The 21,750-nt window shown below is 54.3% G+C and carries 22 protein-coding genes; 14 read left to right on the top strand and 8 right to left on the bottom strand.

Translation table 11 applies throughout. The features are described 5' to 3' along the window. The first annotated feature begins 3 nt into the window (after positions 1–3). The 14 genes from RHM69_RS25310 (at position 4) to RHM69_RS25245 (ending at position 11,461) form a co-directional block, all read left to right on the top strand. Positions 4–759, top strand: coding sequence for a TIGR03747 family integrating conjugative element membrane protein (locus RHM69_RS25310; protein WP_008437388.1), 756 nt, complete (start codon positions 4–6; stop codon positions 757–759). Between the two features lie 9 nt (positions 760–768). Then, positions 769–2,247 carry a UvrD-helicase domain-containing protein gene (locus RHM69_RS25305; protein WP_008437391.1) on the top strand — a complete coding sequence of 493 codons (1,479 nt, stop codon included), beginning with the start codon at positions 769–771 and terminating at the stop codon, positions 2,245–2,247. A 75-nt stretch (positions 2,248–2,322) separates the two neighbouring features. After that, entirely contained in the window at positions 2,323–2,634 is a 312-nt protein-coding gene (locus RHM69_RS25300; protein WP_008437393.1) for a hypothetical protein, read from the top strand. 157 nt (positions 2,635–2,791) lie between these two features. Next, positions 2,792–3,100 (top strand): RAQPRD family integrative conjugative element protein, encoded by a 309-nt coding sequence (locus tag RHM69_RS25295; RefSeq protein WP_178110642.1) that lies wholly within the window; start codon positions 2,792–2,794, stop codon positions 3,098–3,100. Next, positions 3,097–3,336 (top strand): TIGR03758 family integrating conjugative element protein, encoded by a 240-nt coding sequence (locus RHM69_RS25290; RefSeq protein WP_008437400.1) that lies wholly within the window; start codon positions 3,097–3,099, stop codon positions 3,334–3,336. Before RHM69_RS25295 ends, RHM69_RS25290 begins: the two co-directional genes overlap by 4 nt. Positions 3,337–3,354: 18 nt before the next feature. Then, positions 3,355–3,693, top strand: coding sequence for a TIGR03745 family integrating conjugative element membrane protein (locus RHM69_RS25285; RefSeq protein ID WP_008437401.1), 339 nt, complete (start codon positions 3,355–3,357; stop codon positions 3,691–3,693). A 13-nt stretch (positions 3,694–3,706) separates the two neighbouring features. After that, positions 3,707–4,087, top strand: coding sequence for a TIGR03750 family conjugal transfer protein (locus tag RHM69_RS25280; RefSeq protein ID WP_008437403.1), 381 nt, complete (start codon positions 3,707–3,709; stop codon positions 4,085–4,087). Further along, the gene (locus RHM69_RS25275; RefSeq protein WP_020302977.1) at positions 4,084–4,737 is read left to right on the top strand and encodes a PFL_4703 family integrating conjugative element protein; all 654 of its coding nucleotides are present in this window, start codon (positions 4,084–4,086) and stop codon (positions 4,735–4,737) included. Before RHM69_RS25280 ends, RHM69_RS25275 begins: the two co-directional genes overlap by 4 nt. Next, positions 4,737–5,639, top strand: coding sequence for a TIGR03749 family integrating conjugative element protein (locus tag RHM69_RS25270; protein ID WP_008437410.1), 903 nt, complete (start codon positions 4,737–4,739; stop codon positions 5,637–5,639). Before RHM69_RS25275 ends, RHM69_RS25270 begins: the two co-directional genes overlap by 1 nt. After that, positions 5,629–7,119, top strand: coding sequence for a TIGR03752 family integrating conjugative element protein (locus RHM69_RS25265; protein WP_024073352.1), 1,491 nt, complete (start codon positions 5,629–5,631; stop codon positions 7,117–7,119). Before RHM69_RS25270 ends, RHM69_RS25265 begins: the two co-directional genes overlap by 11 nt. Then, the gene (locus RHM69_RS25260; protein ID WP_008437412.1) at positions 7,097–7,525 is read left to right on the top strand and encodes a TIGR03751 family conjugal transfer lipoprotein; all 429 of its coding nucleotides are present in this window, start codon (positions 7,097–7,099) and stop codon (positions 7,523–7,525) included. The genes RHM69_RS25265 and RHM69_RS25260 overlap by 23 nt, the downstream gene beginning before the upstream one ends. Next, positions 7,525–10,488 carry a conjugative transfer ATPase gene (locus RHM69_RS25255; protein WP_024073351.1) on the top strand — a complete coding sequence of 988 codons (2,964 nt, stop codon included), beginning with the start codon at positions 7,525–7,527 and terminating at the stop codon, positions 10,486–10,488. The genes RHM69_RS25260 and RHM69_RS25255 overlap by 1 nt, the downstream gene beginning before the upstream one ends. Further along, positions 10,485–10,781, top strand: coding sequence for a hypothetical protein (locus tag RHM69_RS25250; protein WP_008437414.1), 297 nt, complete (start codon positions 10,485–10,487; stop codon positions 10,779–10,781). The genes RHM69_RS25255 and RHM69_RS25250 overlap by 4 nt, the downstream gene beginning before the upstream one ends. After that, positions 10,778–11,461: a DsbA family protein gene (locus RHM69_RS25245; RefSeq protein WP_008437415.1), complete on the top strand. Its 684-nt coding sequence runs from the start codon at positions 10,778–10,780 to the stop codon at positions 11,459–11,461. Before RHM69_RS25250 ends, RHM69_RS25245 begins: the two co-directional genes overlap by 4 nt. A gap of 105 nt (positions 11,462–11,566) precedes the next feature. Here RHM69_RS25245 and RHM69_RS25240 read toward each other — a convergent pair whose 3' ends face one another. From RHM69_RS25240 to RHM69_RS25205, 8 genes are all read right to left on the bottom strand, one after another. Beyond that, positions 11,567–14,725: an efflux RND transporter permease subunit gene (locus RHM69_RS25240; protein ID WP_008437418.1), complete on the bottom strand. Its 3,159-nt coding sequence runs from the start codon at positions 14,723–14,725 to the stop codon at positions 11,567–11,569. Next, positions 14,722–16,206 (bottom strand): efflux RND transporter periplasmic adaptor subunit, encoded by a 1,485-nt coding sequence (locus tag RHM69_RS25235; RefSeq protein WP_008437420.1) that lies wholly within the window; start codon positions 16,204–16,206, stop codon positions 14,722–14,724. The genes RHM69_RS25240 and RHM69_RS25235 overlap by 4 nt, the downstream gene beginning before the upstream one ends. Then, positions 16,203–17,459 carry a TolC family protein gene (locus tag RHM69_RS25230; protein ID WP_008437421.1) on the bottom strand — a complete coding sequence of 419 codons (1,257 nt, stop codon included), beginning with the start codon at positions 17,457–17,459 and terminating at the stop codon, positions 16,203–16,205. Before RHM69_RS25230 ends, RHM69_RS25235 begins: the two co-directional genes overlap by 4 nt. Positions 17,460–17,558: 99 nt before the next feature. Next, a complete protein-coding gene (locus RHM69_RS25225) occupies positions 17,559–17,900 on the bottom strand; it encodes a hypothetical protein (RefSeq protein WP_073844967.1) in 342 nt (113 codons plus the stop codon). Between the two features lie 74 nt (positions 17,901–17,974). After that, on the bottom strand, positions 17,975–18,913 hold the full coding sequence (copD, locus tag RHM69_RS25220; protein ID WP_008437423.1) for a copper homeostasis membrane protein CopD: 939 nt from the start codon (positions 18,911–18,913) through the stop codon (positions 17,975–17,977). Positions 18,914–18,916: 3 nt separating this feature from the next. Beyond that, on the bottom strand, positions 18,917–19,300 hold the full coding sequence (gene copC / locus RHM69_RS25215; protein WP_008437424.1) for a copper homeostasis periplasmic binding protein CopC: 384 nt from the start codon (positions 19,298–19,300) through the stop codon (positions 18,917–18,919). 359 nt (positions 19,301–19,659) lie between these two features. Further along, positions 19,660–21,048, bottom strand: coding sequence for a copper resistance membrane spanning protein CopS (copS, locus tag RHM69_RS25210; RefSeq protein ID WP_008437425.1), 1,389 nt, complete (start codon positions 21,046–21,048; stop codon positions 19,660–19,662). Further along, on the bottom strand, positions 21,045–21,740 hold the full coding sequence (locus RHM69_RS25205) for a heavy metal response regulator transcription factor (protein WP_008437429.1): 696 nt from the start codon (positions 21,738–21,740) through the stop codon (positions 21,045–21,047). The genes copS and RHM69_RS25205 overlap by 4 nt, the downstream gene beginning before the upstream one ends. Between the last annotated feature and the right edge of the window lie 10 nt (positions 21,741–21,750).

Raw genomic sequence — 21,750 nt, 5'->3', positions numbered from 1 at the left:
GCCATGGCCGATATCGCGGAAAAAGCCCAGCAACAGCAGGAAGGTCAAAAAAACTTCCTGGGCATGCTGTTCTCTACCCCTTTTCATTTCTTGGGGGTGATGTTCGGCTCCTTGCTCGGCGCCATCGTCGTTGAATGGCTTTGCATGTACACGTTCTGGCCGGATGCCGGCTGGAAACATGCTCAGCAGATGTTCCAACATGAACTGGGCTGGCTGTCCCAGGATCTGCTGCACAGCGTTGTCATCAAAGAACCGGGGCGTACGGCAACCTGGCTGGCACAAACGGTCTATGACTGGCTGATGGTGAAAACCGGCATGCAGGACAATATAAATGCACTGACACAGTACGCTCGCTCAACATCACCACAACAAACGGGAACCTTGAACCTTCGCTACGAACTCGGTCGGGCGATGATCAAATTCCAGGACTATGGCTTAGCCGCGTTATACACAGTCCTGACCTTCTGTGTGCGAATGGTCATTCTGACGTTGACGATTCCGCTGTTCGCACTGGCGGCGTTCACTGGCTTGGTCGATGGCCTGGTGCGGCGTGATCTACGAAAATTCGGCTCCGGCCGCGAGTCAAGTTACCTGTATCACAAAGCCCGGGGGACGATCATTCCGCTGACCATCGTGCCCTGGACGGTCTACCTGGCCATCCCCATCAGCATCAGCCCCCTTTTGATTCTGTTGCCCTGCGCCGTGCTGTTGGGTGTGTCCGTTTACATCACCGTTTCAAGCTTCAAAAAATACCTTTAGGAGCTGCCCATGCAGTGGACACAAGAACAGCAGCCCATCATCCATTCCACGGCTGACAAGCTACTGGTTCAGGCTTTTGCCGGTACCGGCAAAACCACCACACTGGTGGGCTACGCCACACAACACGCCTCGGTGAAAATGCTCTACCTCTGCTACAACAAATCCGTCGAGCTCGCTGCCAGGGGCCGCTTTCCACGCAGAAACGTGGTGTGTAAGACGGCGCATGGCCTCGCATATGCAGTCTATGGCAGTCAGTACGCCACCAAGCAGACCAATAACTTACGCCTGACGGACATCGCAAGGGCCATCAACACCCAGGACTGGGAGCTCGTGCGGGATGTCCTCAGCACGCTTAACAACTTCATGGCCAGCGCCGATGACGAGTTGGGCCGTGTGCATTTTCCCAGATTCCAGGGGCAACGAATGCTCACAAGTGCCCAGGAACGTTTCCTGAACAATGCTTTAAACGTGGCTAAAACCATCTGGAACCGGATGATCGATCTGCAGGACACAGCAATGTCGATCACCCATGACGCTTACTTGAAGCTGTATCAGCTAAGCAAGCCCGACCTGAGCGAACGATTTAACGCCATTCTGCTCGACGAAGGTCAAGACGTGAACCCAGTTATTGCCGACATAGTAAAAATACAACGGGTCCGCAAGGTGGCAGTCGGCGATCCCCACCAGCAGATCTATCGCTTCCGCGGCGCAGAAGATGCGCTCAACAGCGACTGGATGGCCGACGCCGAACGTCACTACCTGACCCAAAGCTTTCGCTTCGGCCCTGCCGTCGCGCATGTGGCCAACATCATTCTTTTTTACAAGGGTGAGACACGAAAGCTGCAGGGGTTAGGTTGCAATACCCTGGTTAAACGGGCTCTGCCTGAAGAGCTACCGCATCGCACGTTTATCCATCGTACCGTGACCGGCGTCATCGAGAACGCCCTGCAGCTGGTCGCAAGCAACCCCAAGATTTTCTGGGTCGGCGGTATCGACAGCTACTCGCTACGCGATCTGGAAGATTTATACCTATTCAGCCGCAACCGTAACCATGAGGTGCAGAACCGCAGGCTGTTGAGAGATTACCGGGACTTTTCACAGTACGTGGAAATAGCCGAGGTAAGCCAGGATACGGAGATGTTGCGATCGATCAAGATCATTACAGCCTATCCGGACCTGCCCCAGCGGATCCAAACCCTACGTTCCCGCTCTGTAGATAACGAGCTCGACGCCACCGTGACACTCACGACTGGGCACAAGGCCAAGGGGCTGGAGTGGGACTTTGTCAGCCTGTATGACGACTTTAGCGCTGATCCGCTTTCACCCGATATCGATCAAGGTCGTAAAGATGACGAGTTGAATTTGCTGTACGTGGCGGTGACGCGAGGGATGAAGATCCTAGCGTTGAACTCAATGGTGCTTTCTATCATGCAGCGCTATGTCGATGCTCGGACCTCTGCACTCCAACCTCAGAAATCACGCGCTTAGCAACAAACTATTTCAGATTGCTGGCACGCGCTTATTATTGAAACCCTGGTAGCTCTGCACATTGAGGACGTCGCCATGGGCCGTCAGAAATTTGAATACCACACTGAGTTCTCTCCCTTTCAGTACGTTGTCAGAACCAAAAAGCTCTTCATGTTCAAGTCCGAAGAGCCCACCACTGAACCCGACACCCAGGGTTTTCTGGAAGATTCTGAACGTCAAAACCGCCTTGCTCAATTAGGCAGCGAAGGCTGGGAGCTGGTCAGCGTGCAGCCCGTGGTCAAAGGAGAAGTCAAGGTTGGCAATCAAAACGCCCAAGGCTGGGCTTACGGATTCGCCTTGCCCATCGGGTATCTGCTGTTCTTCAAACGCCCTATCCACTGTGATTGATGGTGTCAGTACCGTCAGAAGAAATCCTTACAGTCCTGAATATGGTTTTCTTGCGGCGACCATAGCTTGATCACGGCAAGCTGACGGCATCAGGAATGACTAGAGCCCAGCCGTGATCCAGTACCCGCGTCTCACTGCACTCACTTGCCGACTTGCCTTGCCAGGCCTCATCGCACTTTTTGGATGCGGCCTGCCTGTCTCTCATGCGACCGCTGCTTCAGCCTCCGAACAGGCCAACCTGGACGTGATGATCCGCCAGTTGAATGCCTTAGAGGACACCGCACGTCGTAGCGCTCAAGTGGCCGACGAACCTGGCAAGCGTTACTTCTTCGATTACCAGCGTCTAGCAGGTGATATCGCTCGAATTCGTCATGGGTTGGAGGGCTATCTAACCCCAACCCGAGCCCAGCCTCGTGATCCTGTTGAGCTGTCAGGCCAATACACGACCGAAGGACGCAAGCCATGAGCATGAGCGGCGCTCAGGCTGCTGCGTTTCAAGCGGCAGGAGGATTTCCTGCCTCGACGAGCTACCTGTTTTTCGTCGGCGTCGCTGTAGCCATCATCTTTATGTGGGGCGCCTGGGCTATCTGGAGCTGCTACCGAGGATGGGCCACTGGCAACCTTGATCGAACGATTGCCTCGACCTCGCTCGTCCGCATCCTACTGCTTTGCATGATCCTCACCACATTTGTTCTTAGTTGACCCTATGGGAGATACACCATGACTTCATTCTTAAAACCGGGCCGCATGCTGATCGGGTTGCTTGCTCTCCCCCAACTGGCCATGGCGGCTCTTCCGCAGTCTCAGCCTCCTACCCGGGGGGAAGGCTCTAACCTGATGCAAACCATGCAGAACTACGCCTTTGACGGTTTTACTTTGCTTGGCCTCATCATCTGCGCAGTCATTTTCAGTGGCGTTGCTTGGCATGCCTTCGGCACCTACCACGAAATTCAACTTGGCAAGAAAAAATGGGGAGATCTGGGGGCGACAGCCGCCGTTGGCGTCGCCATCCTCGGTGTCGCCATTTTTCTGGTCACCAAGGCTTCAAATATTCTTTAAAAGAGCCGTGGCCATGACAGAACTCTCAGACGATGGGACCCTGATTTTCCTCCCTGTGCGATTGAACAATCAGCCAGTCATCATGGGCGGCCTTACCGCTGACGAAATGTGGGCCACCTTGGCGTTGAGCACCGGCGCAGGGCTGGTTATCGGTATTCCGGCCGCGATATTGACCCAGATTTGGGCACTTATCATCGGCGCCGCCATGCTCTGTGCTGTCCTAGGGCTGTTTCTTGCCAGTCGTTTCTTGCGTCGGTGGAAACGCGGCCGACCTGATACATGGCTATACCGCCAGATGCAATTGAACATCGCGCGGTTCTTTCCTACCTGGAATAAAGCCCTGCTGATTACTCGTACAGGTGCGTGGACCTGTCATCGAACGGAGGTTCAATGACTTACCGTAAAAAAGTAGACGCCCAACTGGCCCACATTAACAGCCTGCGCATGGTCATTGGTTTTCTCATTGCCCTGGGTCTGTACATGGCTTATGGCTGGCAGAGCGCACCGCGTGACCTAACTGTTCATGTACCTCCAGATCTACGTTCAGGTAGCACCCGTAAGTGGTGGGATATTCCACCGGAGTCGGTATACGCCTTCGGTCTGTACATTTTTCAGCAGATGAACCGTTGGCCCGTTGACGGTGAAACCGACTACGAGGACAACATTACCCGCTTGGAAAGCTACCTGACTCCCAGCTGCAAAGCCTACTTGCAGAAAGATTTCGAGCTACGCCGCAATAGCGGGGAACTGCGCAAACGTGAGCGGGGTGTATTTGAAATTCCAGGCAGAGGCATCGACGATAAGTCTGAGCAACATATTGAACAGCACAGCATCAATGACTGGACCGTCAACCTGGACATCACCGCTGACGAGCACTACGGCGGGGAGCGCGTAAAGCGGGCATTTGCTCGCTATCCGTTAAGAATTATCCGATTCGACGTCGATCCCGAAAAAAACCCATTCGGCTTGGCCTGGGACTGTTATAGCAGTAATCCACAACGCATCGAAGTCTCCGCAGAAACGACCAGAGCAGGAGGCAAATGATGACACGCCGCCTACTGATCATCGGGCTCGTAGCCCTTCACTTCTGCGGGTTGGCCAACGCCGTCGAAATCCTGCGCTGGGATCGTATCCCTATAGCACTGCCCTTGATCGTGGGTCAGGAGCGTATTGTCTTTGTGGACCAAAACGTACGGGTGGGTCTGCCTCGTAACCTCGTCGACAAACTGCGCGTGCAGAGCACCGGTGGTGCCCTCTACCTGTTGGCGAAAGAGCCGATTGAACCGACTCGCTTACAGCTGCAGAACATGAACTCCGGTGAGATCATGCTCGTGGATATCATCGCAACGGTAGGGAAACCAAATCAGGTCGCATCCGAGCCGGCTAAAATTGTAGCCGGGGACAGTCCCGCCCCGCGTTACGGCCAAGTCAACGCCAAACCTACAAGCAACCATTCAACTTCTTCCACGGCCCAAGCCAGCGCTCAAGCCGAGGAGGATGAGGACGCGCCGAAACCGCGTCGTGAGACCCCTCTTCCGGTGGTCATGACGCGCTATGCCGCACAGATGCTTTACGCGCCCCTACGCACCGTTGAGCCCGTGGAGGGGATTGCTCAGATCAATCTGAAGCGCGGTTTGGACCTCACCACCCTAATGCCGATATTGCCGGTCGAAGCCTCTGCGTTGGGGTCGTGGCGGTTAGACGAGTATTGGGTCACGGCGGTGAAGCTACGTAACACAAGCGCCCAAAACCTCACATTGGATCCGCGTGACCTGATGGGTGACTTTGTCACCGCGACTTTTCAGCATCCCTACCTTGGCGCCAAAGGTGATTCCAGCGACACCTCGACGGTCTACTTGGTGACCCGTGGTCATGGTCTAGCCGAATCGTTATTGCCGGCCGCCATCAGCCAGATCGATCCGAAGGGAGGCCGTCGTGAAGAGTAATCCACTTGTTAAATACCTGGTCATACCGTTCGCGATCCTGGCGATATACGTAGTGGTCAAATTATTCAATCGCGAAAGTGCCGACCAACAGGTTCATGCGCCGGAAACGGTTGTACTTAGTACGAAGGAGGCTAAAAAGCTTGGGGTTGACGGAGATACACCCAGCGACACATTGCGCACCATTGTCGTGGAAAGCAGACAACTCAAGGACCAAGTCTCCAATGCTTTGAAGAACAATGACGAACTAAAGCAACAGAACATCGAGCTGCAAAAACGCCTGCAGAACATCGACCTCAACGTCGATAACAAACTGCAGAACGTTCAGCAAACGATGAAGCAGGAGGCGCAACAACAGAGCCAAACCCTCTTGGACACACTGCAGCAGCAGTACAATACCCTGAGCAGCAAATCGGGCAGTGGCAATGAGTCTGGATCTGATTTGCCGATCGGCTTCGGCGTTCAGCCAGGTGACGGTCAAGGCTTCAAAGGCGGACCTGGCGCGGACGTTGTTTGGATAGAGCCGCAGGACGCAACGCCGGTCGATGTCAACGGCAAGCCCATCGCTGCAGGGACAAATCAAACGGCAAGCGGCTTCAACTTCCCGACCTCTTTTGGCGAGTCCGTGGACCGAGGACAAAATGCACTGCGCACGGGCGCTCAAAGTGTTGCGAATGAAATCTCGCCACAGGAGGCCCGCAAACAGGTGCGCAAGGTCTACACCTTGCCGCAGAACTCGACATTGATGGGTTCGGTGGCCATGTCCGCGCTGATCGGCCGGGTGCCCATTGACGGCACTGTCAACGACCCCTACCCGTTCAAGGTATTGATCGGGCCGGACAATCTCACGGCCAACGGCATCGACTTGCCCGACGTCGCCGGCGCGGTGGCCAGCGGAACGGCTTCCGGCGATTGGACCCTGTCTTGCGTACGCGGTCAGATCAAAAGCCTGACGTTCGTCTTCAATGACGGCACTGTGCGCACGCTGCCACAACCTCAGGAAGAAACGAATAGCAGTCAAAATAGTAACAATCAGAACAATGGCAACCAAACCACCATTCAGGGTGGCCTGGGCTGGATAAGCGATGCCTATGGCATTCCTTGTATCAGTGGCGACCGCAAAAGCAACGCCTCGCAATACATTGGCTCGCAGGTACTGATTACCGCCGCCGGCGCAGGTGCTGCCTCCCTCATCAAGTCAGATGGAAACAGCGGCTCTTTTATAAACCCTCAGTCCGGGACCATCGGTTCTGTCGGCGGCTCGGGCAGTGAAGCCATGGGCAAAATTATTGGCCAGGGCGTCAATGACGTCTCCAGCTGGGTCAACAAACTCTACGGGCAAGCCTTCGCAGCGGTGTATGTACAACCCGGGGCAAAGATAGCTGTGCACCTGGACCAGCAACTGACCATCGATTACGAACTCAATGGCCGCAAGGTCAACTATCGCTCAGGAGCCCGTCATGTTTCGACTGCGCTTGACTAATCATGGCTTAAAACTAGGTGCATACCTGGCCATCGCCCTACTCGCCTCGGCCTGTTCCACCAACAAAGACGAATTGCTCCCCCATGGGGACCGCACAATGATGGACGTTTGGGATCAAGGCTCCAGCGGCTCAAGCAGCTCGAGCAGCCGCCAATTGCTCGATGCACGCCAAGATCTTCGTCGGCCTCTGGAGACGAGGGAAACAGACAACACCATGTTCACACGTACCGCACAAAACGAGATCTACAGCCAATTTAAACGCCTACCCAATCCCGACCTGGTGATGTACGTCTTTCCTCATTTAGCGGGTTCAGACCCGGCACCGATCCCAGGCTACACCACGGTGTTTCCGCTGTATCAGCGGGTGCAATACGCCATGCCTGGCGAACGCACGGAGGCATATTGATGGGTTTTTTTGAACGATTCAAAACGCGACGGGCGACAGAGCGTGTGGAACCTGGCGTAACACCAGGTTCGCCGTTATCTGACGATGTGCAGGGACCAGCAACCGAGACGTTTGAGGCTGCTACAGAGCGTTACTACGAACGCCTTGCTGCCATGGGTATTCCCTCGCCGAGCGATTGGCGTAACCCAAAGAAAAAGCCAGCCACAACCGCTGATGCTGACCGTCTATACCACGTCAACCCCTCCTTCGTAGACCTACTGCCGTGGGTAGATTACCTGCCTGCAGAAAAAGCCATGCTATTGGAAGACGGCGTGTCTCGTGCTGCCTTTTTTGAGCTGACACCGATTGGTACTGAAGGTCGGGATCCCGAATGGTTACGCAAGGCCCGCGACGCCCTGGAAAACGCCCTCCAGGACTCCTTCGACGAGCTTGAAACCTCACCCTGGGTGGTTCAGCTCTATGCCCAGGACGAAACCAGCTGGGACGATTACCTTCAGCAACTGCATGACTACGTTCAACCACGCGCACAAGGCAGTGCATTCACCGAGCTTTATTTGAAGCTGATGAAGCAACACCTGGAATCCATCTCCAAACCAGGCGGGCTGTTTGAAGACACCAAGGTCAGCCAACTGCCCTGGAGGGGCCAACAGCGCCGCGTCCGTGTTGTTGTCTACCGCCGTACCCAAGGCGCGCAAGCGGATGTGCGAGGCCAGGCACCAGGTCCTTACCTGAAAATCATCTGCGATCGCTTGGTGGGCGGCTTGGCGAACGCCGGCATTAAAACCCATCGCATGGATGGCCACGCCATTCGCCATTGGCTGATTCATTGGTTCAATCCACGTCCCGATCATCTTGGCCCTGCCGATGCAGATATTCGCCGCTTCTACGAATTGGTGTGCAAGCAAGCACCTGGTGCTGCAGAGGGCGAGCTGCCGCTCGCCAGCGGCACTGACTTCTCGCAAAACCTGTTTTATCGCGAACCACTGTCAGATATAGAGAAAGGTCTGTGGTATTTCGACGGCCTTCCCCATCAGGTGGTGATGCTTGACCGCTTGAGGGATGCTCCCAAGACCGGGCACTTAACCGGTGAAACCCGAAAGGGCGGTGATGCGCTCAACGCACTGTTCGACAAAATGCCAGAGGACACCATTCTCTGTATCACTCTCGTGATCACCCCGCAGGACATTCTCGAAGGGCATCTGGAACAGCTTTCACGCAAGGCAGTTGGAGACACTCAGGCCTCGATCCTGACACGCGAAGACGTCGCCACCGCCCGTCAGTTGCTCGGGCGCAAGCACAAGCTGTACAGAGGTAGCGTAGCGTTTTACCTGCGGGGTAAAGATGATGCCCAGCTGCACGAACGCAGTTTGCAACTCAGCAGCGCATTGCTGGGTGCGGGCATGGAGCCGGTGGAACCTCGGGATGAAGTGGCACCGCTGAACTCCTACCTTAGATGGCTACCCGGCAACTTCGACCCCAATGCGCGCAAAGCACTGGAGTGGTACGCACAACTGATGTTCGCCCAACACATTGCGAACCTGGCCCCCGTCTGGGGTAGGTCGACCGGAACCGGGCACCCGGGTATTACCCTGTTTAACCGTGGGGGAGCGCCGATAACCTTCGACCCGCTGAACAAGCTGGACCGGCAGATGAACGCGCATTTGTTCATTTTCGGGCCTACGGGTTCAGGTAAATCGGCCAGCGCGACAAACATCCTTAGCCAAATCATCGCCATCTATCGGCCACGTCTATTCATTGTGGAGGCTGGCAACAGCTTCGGCTTACTCGGTGATTTCGCCAAAAAGTTGGGTTTGACGGTAAACCGGGTTCGACTTGCACCTGGATCGGGTGTCAGCCTCGCGCCATTCGCTGATGCCGTGAAGCTCATCGAACCCAGCCAAAACGTGAAGATTATCCAAGCTGATGATCTTGAGGCGTCGGACGAACATCTGACTAGCCAGACCGAGGATGAACAACGCGACATCCTGGGCGAGATGGAAATTGCGGCCAGGCTGATGATCACCGGTGGTGAAGAAAAAGAGGATGCCCGTCTTACTCGTGCCGACCGTAGCGCCATCCGCCAATGCATACTGAATGCAGCGAAAAAATGCGTGACGGAGCAACGTATCGTTCTGCCGGAAGATATCCGTGAAGCGCTGCGAGAAATGGGACTCGAGCCCGGTATTCCAGACGCCCGAAGCTCACGATTCTTGGAGATGGCGGAAGCCTTGTCCATGTTCTGTATGGGCACCGAAGGCGACATGTTCAACCGTCCTGGCACCCCATGGCCAGAAGCGGACATTACCATTGTCGACCTTGCCACCTATGCGCGAGAAGGCTATAGCGCACAGATGGCCATCGCTTATATTTCCCTGCTCAACACGGTCAACAACATTGCCGAGCGTGACCAGTTTAAAGGCCGTCCGCTGATCTGCTTCACCGACGAAGGCCACATCCAGTTGAAGGTCCCACTCCTATCCCCCTACTCCGTCAAGATTACCAAAATGTGGCGAAAGCTCGGCGCCTGGTTCTGGATGGCCACCCAGAACGTTGACGACGTGCCGCCAGAGGCCTCAGCCCTGCTCAACATGATCGAGTGGTGGATGTGCTTAAACATGCCGCCTGATGAGGTGGAGAAGATCGCGCGGTTTCGTGAACTGACTCCTGCACAGAAGTCGATGATGCTGTCAGCGCGTAAAGAAAGCGGCAAATTCACCGAGGGCGTCGTGTTGTCCAAAAGCATGGAAATGTTATTCCGGGCGGTACCACCGAGTTTGTATCTGGCCCTGGCCATGACCGAGCCGGAAGAGAAAAAGCAACGCTTCGACATCATGCAAGCCAAAGGCTGCAGCGAGCTGGATGCGGCCATTGAAGTTGCTGCAACGCTTGACCGCTATCGCGGTATCGAACCTCACATCATTACTTTCCCCGAGCAAGTCACGGCCTTGGAGCGCCAAGCATGAGAGCATTGAATTCCCTGACCCAGAACCTTATAGAAAGTCTGACCCAGCTGCTTGAACAACCGGGTGAAGACGCCCTTCAAACCCTTGAGGTGTGTGCCCCCGTTTTGATAGAGCAACTGCAACAGGTTTTGGTTCGTGCGGTGGATCGTCGTGACATCGAGTCCCAACTTCACGCGGTGTTAGCCAATTGGCTGCTACAGCACCCACAACCCGAGAATGCTGAGAACGCTCTTCTTGAGGCCCTTCGTAAACAAGCGCTGCTTTCATCGAAGCCAGCAGAGGCTCGGGCATGATAGGCCTTCGCAAATATTGGTTGATGCTGGGGTGCGTTTTGGCAGGCACATCGATGGCCTGCTTAGCCCTCACTCGAAGTGAGATACCATCCCCGCACAACACAGGCCCGTGGTTGTTTGGTCCTTCCAAAGCACGCTGGACTGTGACTGAGTTCGCGGATCTGGAGTGCCCCTACTGCAAGACGTACACACCTGCGTTGAAAACCTGGATACAGCAGCAGAAGGATGTAAACCTGCAGTGGCATCATCTGCCACTGGATGTGCACGGTCCGACCGCATTACACGAAGCCAAGCTCGCTGAATGTGCGGGGGCGCTTGGTGGCGCACCTGCCTTCTGGCAAGCCATTGACCAGATTTTTGACCGGACCCGTAGCAACGGTGAGGGTTTCAATGGGCATCTGAACGTCGTTGATGTTACTTACCAGGACTTATTGTCCTGTGCAGCTACCGACAAAGTGATCGCCCGGCATGTTGGCCAACAGGTCGAGGAGGCCCTCAAAGCGGGCATTACGGCAACTCCTACTGTGATAATTAAAGACAACACGACTGGCAGCTCCGTAAAGCTTGAGGGACCAGCTGACGGGGTATTGTTATTATCAGCTCGTGATTGGCTGGCTCAAAAAAAGAGCTGCGACGCTCTGCAAAAGTCGAACGTTAAATCACTTAGCCATTGTCATTAAATGAGCTTGCATTCCATTCATACATTTTCATGCCCGGCATGTCCTACGCGTGGGCCGAAAGAGACAGCGCAAATACGGTGTTTGCAACTGCAATCAGGGTCAGTTTCATACGACTTTTTCTTGAGGATTGATGGGCTCAACTGAGAGGTGCCGGCGACGCATCAGTCGATAGGCTGCCGGAATGACAAACAGCGACAGCAAGGGCGCGGTAATCATGCCTCCAACCATGGGTGCCGCAATTCGGCTCATCACCTCGCTGCCGGTCCCGCTGCCCAGCAAAATGGGTAACAAGCCAGCAATGATGACAGCCACAGTCATGGCTTTGGGCCGAACGCGCTGGACAGCGCCTTCACGAATCGCGGCCATCAGCCCGTGCTCGGTCCTATCGCCGAGGTCTTCACGCTCAGCCCAGGCGTTCTTCAGATAAAGCAGCATAATTACGCCAAATTCGGCAGAAACACCGGCCAAAGCGATAAAGCCGACACCAGTGGCGACCGACAGGTTGAATCCCAATAGATAGAGAAACCATACCCCACCAGTCAGTGCGAATGGCAGAGTGGCCATGATCAGCAAGGCCTCATCGAAGCGAGCAAAGGTTAAATAAAGCAGCACGAAGATGATCAACAGCGTGGCAGGCACCACCAGCTTGAGTCGTGCGTTGGCCCTTTCGAGAAATTCGAACTGTCCTGCGTAGCTCAGGCTCATACCAGGCTGCAACTTAACCTGCTCGCTGACGACCCGTCGTAGATCGGCGACTACCGAAGCAATATCCCGTCCCCGCACGTCGATATACACCCAGCCTGAAGGTCGGGCGTTCTCACTCTTAAGCATCGGCGGACCATCGCTGACCTTGATCTTCGCAACGGTGCCAAGAGTGATCTGGCTGCCTAGAGGGGTATAGATAGGTAACTGCTCCAGAGCGCCGAGTGAATCCCGCCACTCACGAGGGTAACGTACGTTAATTGGGAAACGAGCCAACCCTTCAATCGTCTCCCCGACGTTTTCACCGCCGATTGCGCCGGCCACGATCGATTGCACATCGGCAATATTTAACCCATAGCGGGCCGCAGCTTTACGATCGATATCCACATCAATATAGCGGCCACCGGTCAGTCGTTCGGCCAACGCTGAACTCACACCTGAGACATCCTTGGCAACACGTTCGATGGCTTGGGTGACGGCATCGATCTCCGTCAGGTTGGTACCGGCAACCTTCACACCAATAGGGCTTTTTATGCCAGTGGCCAGCATGTCGATGCGGTTACGAATCGGCGGTATCCAGATGTTGGTCAATCCTGGGACACGCACCGCTTGGTCTAGCTCCTCAACGAGCTTTTCCTGGGTCATGCCTGGGCGCCACTGTTCGTGTGGTTTGAATTGGATGGTGGTTTCGAACATTTCCAAAGGTGCTGGGTCAGTCGCGGTTTCAGCGCGGCCGGCTTTGCCGAAAACGTGTTCGACCTCTGGAACTGTCTTTATCAGACGGTCAGTCTGTTGAAGCAGTTGCGCGGCCTTCTGCGCCGATAATCCAGGCAGAGCTGATGGCATATAGAGCAGGTCCCCTTCGTCCAGCGGGGGAAGAAACTCACCACCCAGACGAGAGATCGGCCACAACGCGCTGACAAAGACTAGCAACGCAACCAGCAGCGTTATTTTAGGTCGATGTAATACGGCGTCCAGAGCGGGTTCGTAGATCCGGATCAACCAGCGATTTAGCGGATTCTGCTGCTCATTGGGAATTCGTCCACGAATCCAATACCCCATCAACACCGGTACGAGAGTTACCGACAGTCCAGCCGCTGCGGCCATAGCGTAGGTTTTGGTGAACGCCAATGGACCGAATAGACGTCCTTCCTGAGCCTCCAGCGTGAACACCGGAATGAACGACAGGGTGATGATCAGCAGACAGAAGAACAATGCAGGTCCTACCTCGGCAGCCGCTTCAGTCATCACGTGCCAATGACGTTCACCTTTCAGTTCCTCCCCAGGATTGGCCACGTGCCAAGCCTCGACCTTCTTGTGGGCATTTTCAATCATCACCACGGCAGCGTCGACCATAGCGCCGATGGCGATGGCAATCCCGCCAAGGGACATGATGTTGGCGTTGATACCCTGATAGCGCATCACGATGAAGGCGATCAGCACCCCAACCGGCAGGGAAATGATTGCCACCAGAGATGAACGCAGGTGCCAGAGAAAGATTCCGCAGACCAACGCGACGACGATGAACTCTTCGATCAGCTTGTGGCTGAGGTTTTCCACGGCACGATCAATCAACTTGCTGCGGTCGTAGGTGGTGACGATTTCAACCCCCGCCGGCAGACTGCTTTTCAGCTCGTCGAGTTTGGTTTTGACCGCCGCAATGGTTTCACGAGCATTCTTCCCGCTGCGCAGAATCACCACGCCGCCGACGGTCTCACCTTCACCGTCGAGTTCGGTAATGCCTCGACGCATCTCAGGCCCTAACTGAATCGTGGCAACATCGCCCAACGTGACCGGCACACTGCCCGCGCCCAGTTTGAGCGGGATGGCGCGAAAGTCATTGAGCGTCTTTAGGTAGCCGGAAGCTCGTACGATGAACTCTGTCTCCGCCATTTCCAGCACGGCTCCACCGGTTTCCTGATTGGCTTTGCCGATCGCCTCGGTCACCTCAGACTGCGTGATACCCAAGTTCGCCAACTTTAGCGGATCGAGCTGGACCTGATACTGTTTGACCATGCCACCTACGGTGGCAACTTCCGCAACGTTCGGCAGCGTCTTGAGCTCGAATTTGAGAAACCAGTCCTGTAGGGCTCGCAGTTGCGCCAGATCGTGCCCACCGCTGCGATCAACCAACGCGTACTGGAAAATCCAGCCAACGCCAGTGGCATCAGGTCCTAAGGCTGGCTTAGCACTGGCTGGTAGGCGGCTTTGTATCTGGCTCAGGTATTCCAACACCCGCGAGCGGGCCCAGTACAAGTCAGTTCCGTCTTCGAACAGCACATAAACGAAGCTGTCGCCAAAGAAGGAGTAACCGCGCACAGTCTTGGCCCCAGGTACCGAGAGCATGGTGGTTGCCAGTGGATAGGTCACCTGGTTTTCGACGATCTGTGGGGCTTGGCCTGGGTAAGGTGTACGGATAATTACCTGAACATCCGACAGGTCTGGCAATGCATCGATGGGCGTACTTTGAACCGCCCAGATCCCCCATGCCGTGACGAACAGCGTCGCCAGCAACACAAGAAAGCGGTTGGCCACCGACCAGCGAATAAGGGCCGCAATCATGGCTGGCCCCCAGAGCGTTCCAGACGTTCAACACGCAGACCATCGTCCGTCTGGCTAACAGCGATCCGAACCTTGTCGCCCGTTTTTAGGCCCTTCATCAGAGCAGGAGTGGCGAGAGGGAAAGTCATCGTCATGCCTGGCATACCCAATGTCTTGAAGGGACCGTGGGCGAGCGTGACTTCTTTGTCGTTGATCTCAACGATCTGACCATCGGCCTCATGCAAAGCGCCAACGGGCATAGTAGATGGCGAAACGTCCAATGAGCTTGCGACAACGCCCTTGAGACTGGCCTCCGAGTCGAGCAGGAACTGGCCAGAGGTCACCACTTTCTGCCCCTCTTCCAAGCCTTTCAATATCGCCGTCTTGCCATCGTTATCCTGGCCTAGCTGCACCTCCACCGGGCGATATCGACCAGCGTCTTCAGAGAGCATGACCAACGCACGTCGACCGGTACGAATGACGGCCTCGCTCGGCACCCACAGAACACTTTGCTCCGTTGAACGATTGAGGCTTACCTGTGCGGTCAAACCTGGTCTGAGTCGGCCATCTGGATTGGGTAACTCAACTCGAACGCGAAGTGTGCGACTGTCCGAACTGGTTTCCGGAAGAATCGCACTGACGACGCCCTTGAGCACAACTCCAGGGAATGCGGATAAACGCGCTTCAGCTGCTTGCCCTACTACGATTGACCCAGCTTCCGCCTCTGGTACAGCCACGGCCAGCCAGACACTGCTCAAACCATTAACACGAGCCAACGTCTCGCCTGCGGCCACCGTCATACCTTCACGCACACTCAGCTCTTGAAGCACACCACCAATAGGGCTGGTCAGCGTCAGGTTCGATTGAACTTTGCCAGTGCGCTCAACTTGAGCAATTAACGTAAGTGGCATTCCGGTTAGCCGCAGTCGCTGCCGGGCCGCTGTCAGCAAGCCAGCATCGCCACTACGCTTGAGGGCGAGAAATTCCTCCTGAGCAGCTGCCCACTCCGGCACCAAGATATCTGCCAAGGCGGCATTCGCTTTCAGCACATCACCAGGTGCGTGGGCATACACACGCTCGACAAAACCCGCTGTACGGGCCTGAATGACTGCAACGTCCCGTTCGTTGAAGGCCAGCACACCTACCACGTTCAGTGTCGAGGCAAATACGCCTCGACTGACACTAGCCAGTCGCACACCAAGGTTCTGAGTCAGGCTTGGATCAATTCGAATGGCAGCGCTGTCCCCCTTGGTATCTGCGTATTGAGGGATCATCTGCATGTCCATGAAGGGTGACTTACCCGGTTTATCGAATTTCTGTTGTGGGTACATGGGATCATACCAATACAGAACTTTTCGATCGGCAGAGGCTTTGGGTTCATGATCCGGTACGACACCAGCTACTCCGCTCATTCGCGGTTGGGCTAACCAGTAACCCCCGGCAACACCCAAGGCAATCGAGATGCCGATGATTAAAGTCCCTTTCCATAATTTAAAAATCATTGAGCGGACTCCCCGTAAGAGAAATACAGGCGAGCGCTGGTCAGGGCACGTTGCTCTTCAACGTCAACCTGCTTGAGACGGGCTTCGATGAGTTCGCGTCGGGCGGCAACAACCGAGTTCAAATCACCCTTGCCGGAGCGGTAGCTGGCCATCGTGAGTTCGACCTTTTCTTTAGCCAACGGCAACAAGCTTTCCTGATTACGGCTGACTGCACGATTGAGGCGCTCGTAGTCAGCCAACTCATCCTCCAGTTGCTGGGTATGCTCGCGTGACAGGGCTTCGCGCTCAGCCTCAAGCTGGTTTAGTTCGGCGTGCTTGGCCGCAATCTTGGGGTTTTGCCGAGAGTTAGGGAACAGCGGGAGATCCCATGAAAACTGCACGCTGACCATGTCACCGAATTGTTGGCCTCGGTGCTGATAATCGAATTCCCAGCTCCAGTCAGACTGCTTTTCCGCCTCAGCTTCACGGATCTTGGCTTGTGCTTCACGGGTCATCGGCACAAAAGCCGCTAATTCGGGGTGATGTTGCAGCTTATGGGAGTAACCTGAGGTCTCAATAGGCCAATCAGGCAAACCGCCTACCGGTTTGTCATCGGCGGCAGGGCCAATCCAGCGCTTGAGGGCGGCCCGGGCCTGTGCACGTTGACGAACTAAATCATCCTGCTGCTCAGCCAGTTGAGCAGCTTCCTGTTTAGGTGTCACCGCATCGGCGGGTTGGGCTCGGCCACCCGCAATCTGAGCTCTGACGGTATCGGTCAGAAGACGGTTTTCTTTGTAGAAGTCCTGGAACAACGCATCTTTACGCTCAACCGAGTAGCTTCTGATCCAGGCTAATGCCGTGGACTGTCGGACGTTCAGACGCGCCACTCGACGCTCGGCTGACGCTCGATCAACAGCCGCATCCGCGACCTCGATACGTGCTTTGCGCTTGTCGCTGTTGGGCATCTCCTGCCTAATCCCGACCACTTGCATGGTCATGAAGTCCTGGTCGATGCTCCATCTGTCGGGTCCACCAATGGGGTAGTTCTGCACGCCCAGCAGTAGCTTGGGATCGGGTAGTTCGCCGGCGGGAATGGCCGCGCTAGTGGCTGCTTGAATTTTGGCGTCTTGTGCGGTCAACGATGGTGCATTGTTTTCGGCCAGACGCAGCGCTTCATCGAATGTCAATGCGCTAGCGAAGCTCGGCAATGCAAGTACGCTTGCCGCCAGGCCGGCCAGGAAGGACCAACCTGTGCAACAGCACTTGGAGTTCATGTTCACGATTCCTGTGATGATCCACCGCGCGCTTCATAAGACATGCGCGCAGATATGCCATCCCGCTAACGCGGAATGAGGCTCAGTGTGGTACAGGAATCAAGTACGTGGGGGTCGCCATACCCCTGAAGAGGTTTGTACGAGCGGGAAATGGCTGGAGAATGATAGAATGAGAGGACTGGACAGGGTGATAGGAGGCTTGATGATCGATACTTGCAACATGCCGCCAGTTTTGCATTCCTGACCGGGCTTACAAGGTTTGCCATGCTCGGTGGGACTTTTCATGTCGTGGCAGCAGTCTTGCCCCATACCATCCATCATCGCCATGCCCATGGTTTTCATCGGGCATGGTTCAATCGATGTCTGAACACCCGCCATCCCGCTGAGGGGAAGCGCCAAGCTAATCAGGAAAATTAGGCAAAACCGCAGGTAGCGTTTCATGAGCTGGAGTGTAGACGGTGCAAATGGCCCTTACAATTCACCCTTGAGACTCCTTAGTCGGCCATCACCAACCGCTATGCCGCGCTCATTTCCATGACCGGGCTTAAAGTACCTAACCATGCGACTAGACAAATAATGATGACTGCCATTGAAAATTCGAGCTTCATGCTACGGCGCAAGGCATTGACCGCGACAGCATAGTCTCCATTTCGAACAGAACGTTCCAAGAGCGGGCTTAGGTGAAAACGGTTGAGCGTCGCTAATACGATCATCCCGGCAAAGAGCAGGACCTTCAAAAATAGCAACTCGCCATAAGTGCTGAGCATCACCTCATCCAGATTTGGCCCAACGATAAATAGGTAGTTCGCCACTCCCGTAATGCTGATGATCACTACAATCACCGCGCCGGCCGATTCAAACCCTGTCAGTACCCGAGCAAGAATTCGTGCTTCTCGCTCACCTTTCAGTGATTTCAAACGCAGCAGCAGGGCAAATGCCGCTAGCGCACCCAACCAACCGCCTGCGGCCAAAAGATGGAAGATATCGCTAATAAAGTGCCAGTAGCGACGGCTCCCCTCGTCCATTGCTCCGTGCCCTGTCCATGCCAGCGTCGCTAGCGCAATCGCGCCACAGACAGTGACAATCCAAAGACTCAGTGTTGGAAAGCGCTTGTTCAGGGAAACGCCAATAATGGCCGTCACCAACGCCCCTATTCGGACCATCCAGGTCAAACCGACGTCAGTCCCCATGAGAACCATTTGAAAGATATGGTGATGTAGCTCCATGAAACCCGACACGCCACTCATTGCTTTCGCAAGTAACAACATGGCGGCAAGGGACAGAGCTACACCTACAGCAGAAGTACTGTAAAGAAGCGACTCAAAATTCAAAACTGTTCCCGATATTCTTTCTTTTCCCCTGAGGCTATAAAGACCAAAAATTGCCAGTCCAAATAACAGCATCAGGTCGAAATAAAGAGCAAAGCGAACAACGATATTTAATGAGTCGCTCATGAATCATTTCACTTTGAAAGAAAAGTTGCCGGTAATCGGGTGAGTGTCCGAGGAAACGGCACGCCATTCGACTTTGTAAGTACCCGTGGTCAATGGCGATGCGGGTGTAATAACCATCGTCTTCGGATCACCGCCACCTGCCACGTTAGCTTTTACGCCCATAGGTGAATTCGGCATACCAGGCATATCGGTCATAATCAGCTTTGCACCAGAGAACTGAGTCGTTAGATTCTCAGAAAAGTGCAGTTCGATTTTAGACGGAGCCGCCGCATCCGATCCTTCAGCGGGAGTAGAAGAAACCAGCTTTGGATGCGCCTGAGCAACTGCACTCAGAAGCAAACCCGCAGTCAGCGCAACAGCTACGGTGGTAGTTTTAAGGAATGACATGCAAGACTCCTGACAGCAAAAGCTGTTGGTTCTAGGTTTTTAGGGAATATCTAGTTTTTTACTTTTTGACGCTCGTTAAAACCACTGACGAATACCTAGCAAATTCCGTGTTCTAGGGCCGGCTGGACAGGGAGGAATCACAAGATTTCCAACGTCACAGTGCGAGTACACGATGCCACATGAACGCAAACTGTTCGATTACATTTCAGTCAGCTTGGGGCGGGTTTTTGGCACTGATCTGCCCGGATACGGCGCCAAATACGCGACTTTCTTTGGAACGCTCCAAGAGTTTTCTCTCATCCAAAAACGATCCTATTGAGCTAACCACATGTTGCCTGCATACATATGAACAAGGTGTCTTAGACCTTTCTTGCATCAGCACATGGGAGTTCAATATGAAAGGCTGTTATTCCGTTTAACGACGTACACCATATTTTTCCGTCATGCGCTTCAATGATAGATCGAGTAATCGATAAACCTAGCCCTGCATTACTTGGACTTCCTTCTCTGCGAGCTGGGTCCACGCGATAAAATCGATCAAACAGCTTTTCAAGATGCTCGGACGCAATGGGCTCTCCCGGGTTCTCCACAGAGACTGATATTGAAGTTCCTTTCTGCCGAATATCGACAGTAATACACTTTCCTTCGGGGGTGTACCGGAGCGCATTTGAGAGCAGATTAGAGATGGCCCTGTCGAGCATGAGTACGTCACCTCGGACGCTACCCCTGCCTGTGACCTTCAGGTCGATCCCTCGCTCATCAGCCAGCAAACGGTAGTACTCGAGTAATTTCTCTACTACTGCTACCAGGTCAATCGGTTTGTTTTCATGTGTAATTAGACCGTTATCTGATTTCGCTAGAAAAAGCATGTCATCAATCATACGTCCCATACGTTTCAAGTCATCAAGATTTGAGTACAGATTGTCCTCGTAGTCCTCAATATTTCTTTTTCTAGATAAAATCACTTCAGTGTGAGTCATCAAATTGCTAACGGGTGTCCGTAATTCGTGAGCAATGTCCGCAGAGAAGTTCGATAAACGAACAAACGCATCGTCCAGTCTAGATAACATTGCGTTGAACGAGAGCACCATCTGCTGGAGCTCTTGGGGAACGGGACCTAATGGAATACGCTCTTTGAGCGATTTAGCTGACATCGAAGCTGCTACCTGAGTGACTAGGCGAATAGGTCGTAGTCCACTACGCGCTACCATCCAGCCCAGTGCAGCACTGACCAGCGCGCTTATCACCAGTCCTATCCAAAACCATCGTTCAAGCGTCTCGAAGAAGGCCATATGTTGAGTAACATCAAAGATCAACATCACTGTCAATGGCTTGTCCTGCCCCGTCACTATGGCTTGCGCCGTCACGCCTCGAAATATCTGCTCCTGGTCTCGCCACTCCCAGACATTGCTGTTTGTGACCGTTCGGAAGTCTTCAGGAACTACGATCGGACCTGGGTCAGCAAACAGGAGCTTACCGTCACCATCGATGATAAGAGCTGTCAAATCACGATGAGCACCAAGCAGTGCCTCCAGCTCAGGCTTAACATCACTGAATTGATCAATGCTGTTCAACCCAGTCAAAATTCTTTGCGTCGAGTGAAGCTTTTCGTTCAGCGCCTGCTGATCCAGCATCTTGAAATGATGCCGGCTGAGGTTGTTAAAACTGAGTCCAGCGACGGTGAGCACAGCCGTTACAGCTAGCATGAACATCAGGCTCATGCGCGTAGTCAGGGACATTCGCTTCATTCCGACCCCGTCCCCGAATCCGGCGCATCCAGCATGTACCCCATGCCTCGAGAGGTGTGGATAAGCTTGACCTCAAAATCATCATCAATCTTTGCTCTGAGCCTCCTGACAGCAACCTCGATGACGTTAGTATCGCTGTCAAAGTTCATGTCCCAGACCTGGGAAGCAATAAGCGACTTGGGCAGAACCTCACCTCGACGACGGAGCAGCAATTCGAGCAACGCAAACTCTTTGGCCGTTAGATCTATACGTTTGCCTGCGCGGATAACCCTGCGTTTGAGGAGGTCCACCTCCAAATCAGCCAATTTCATATGGGTTTGGGAGGGGGCAGTGGTACCTCTACGCAGCAGCGTTCTGACGCGAGCCAGCAATTCAGAAAATGCGAAGGGTTTGATCAGGTAATCGTCAGCCCCCAGCTCAAGTCCTTTTACCCGATCCTCAACTCGGTCTCGCGCCGTGAGGAAAAGCACAGGGACATTTTTTCCGGATGCTCTCACTTTCTGAAGTACTTCCCAGCCATCCAGCCCAGGCATCATCACATCGAGAATCAGCAGGTCATACGCCTCGCTCAAGGCGTGCTGAAGCGCGTCTTTGCCATTGGTAAAACGATCAACATTGAACCCCGCCTCGGTGAGTCCTTGCTGCAAATAAATACCTATTTTGGGTTCGTCTTCCGCAACCAGAAGTCTCATGGGGATGGCT

Origin of the sequence: Pseudomonas sp. CCI1.1 (genome assembly GCF_034348165.1) — a bacterium.
GTDB classification, from domain to species: Bacteria; Pseudomonadota; Gammaproteobacteria; order Pseudomonadales; family Pseudomonadaceae; genus Aquipseudomonas; species Aquipseudomonas paracarnis.
The sequence above is the reverse complement of the archived record's forward strand: the minus strand, read 5'-3'. Positions and strand labels throughout refer to the sequence as shown.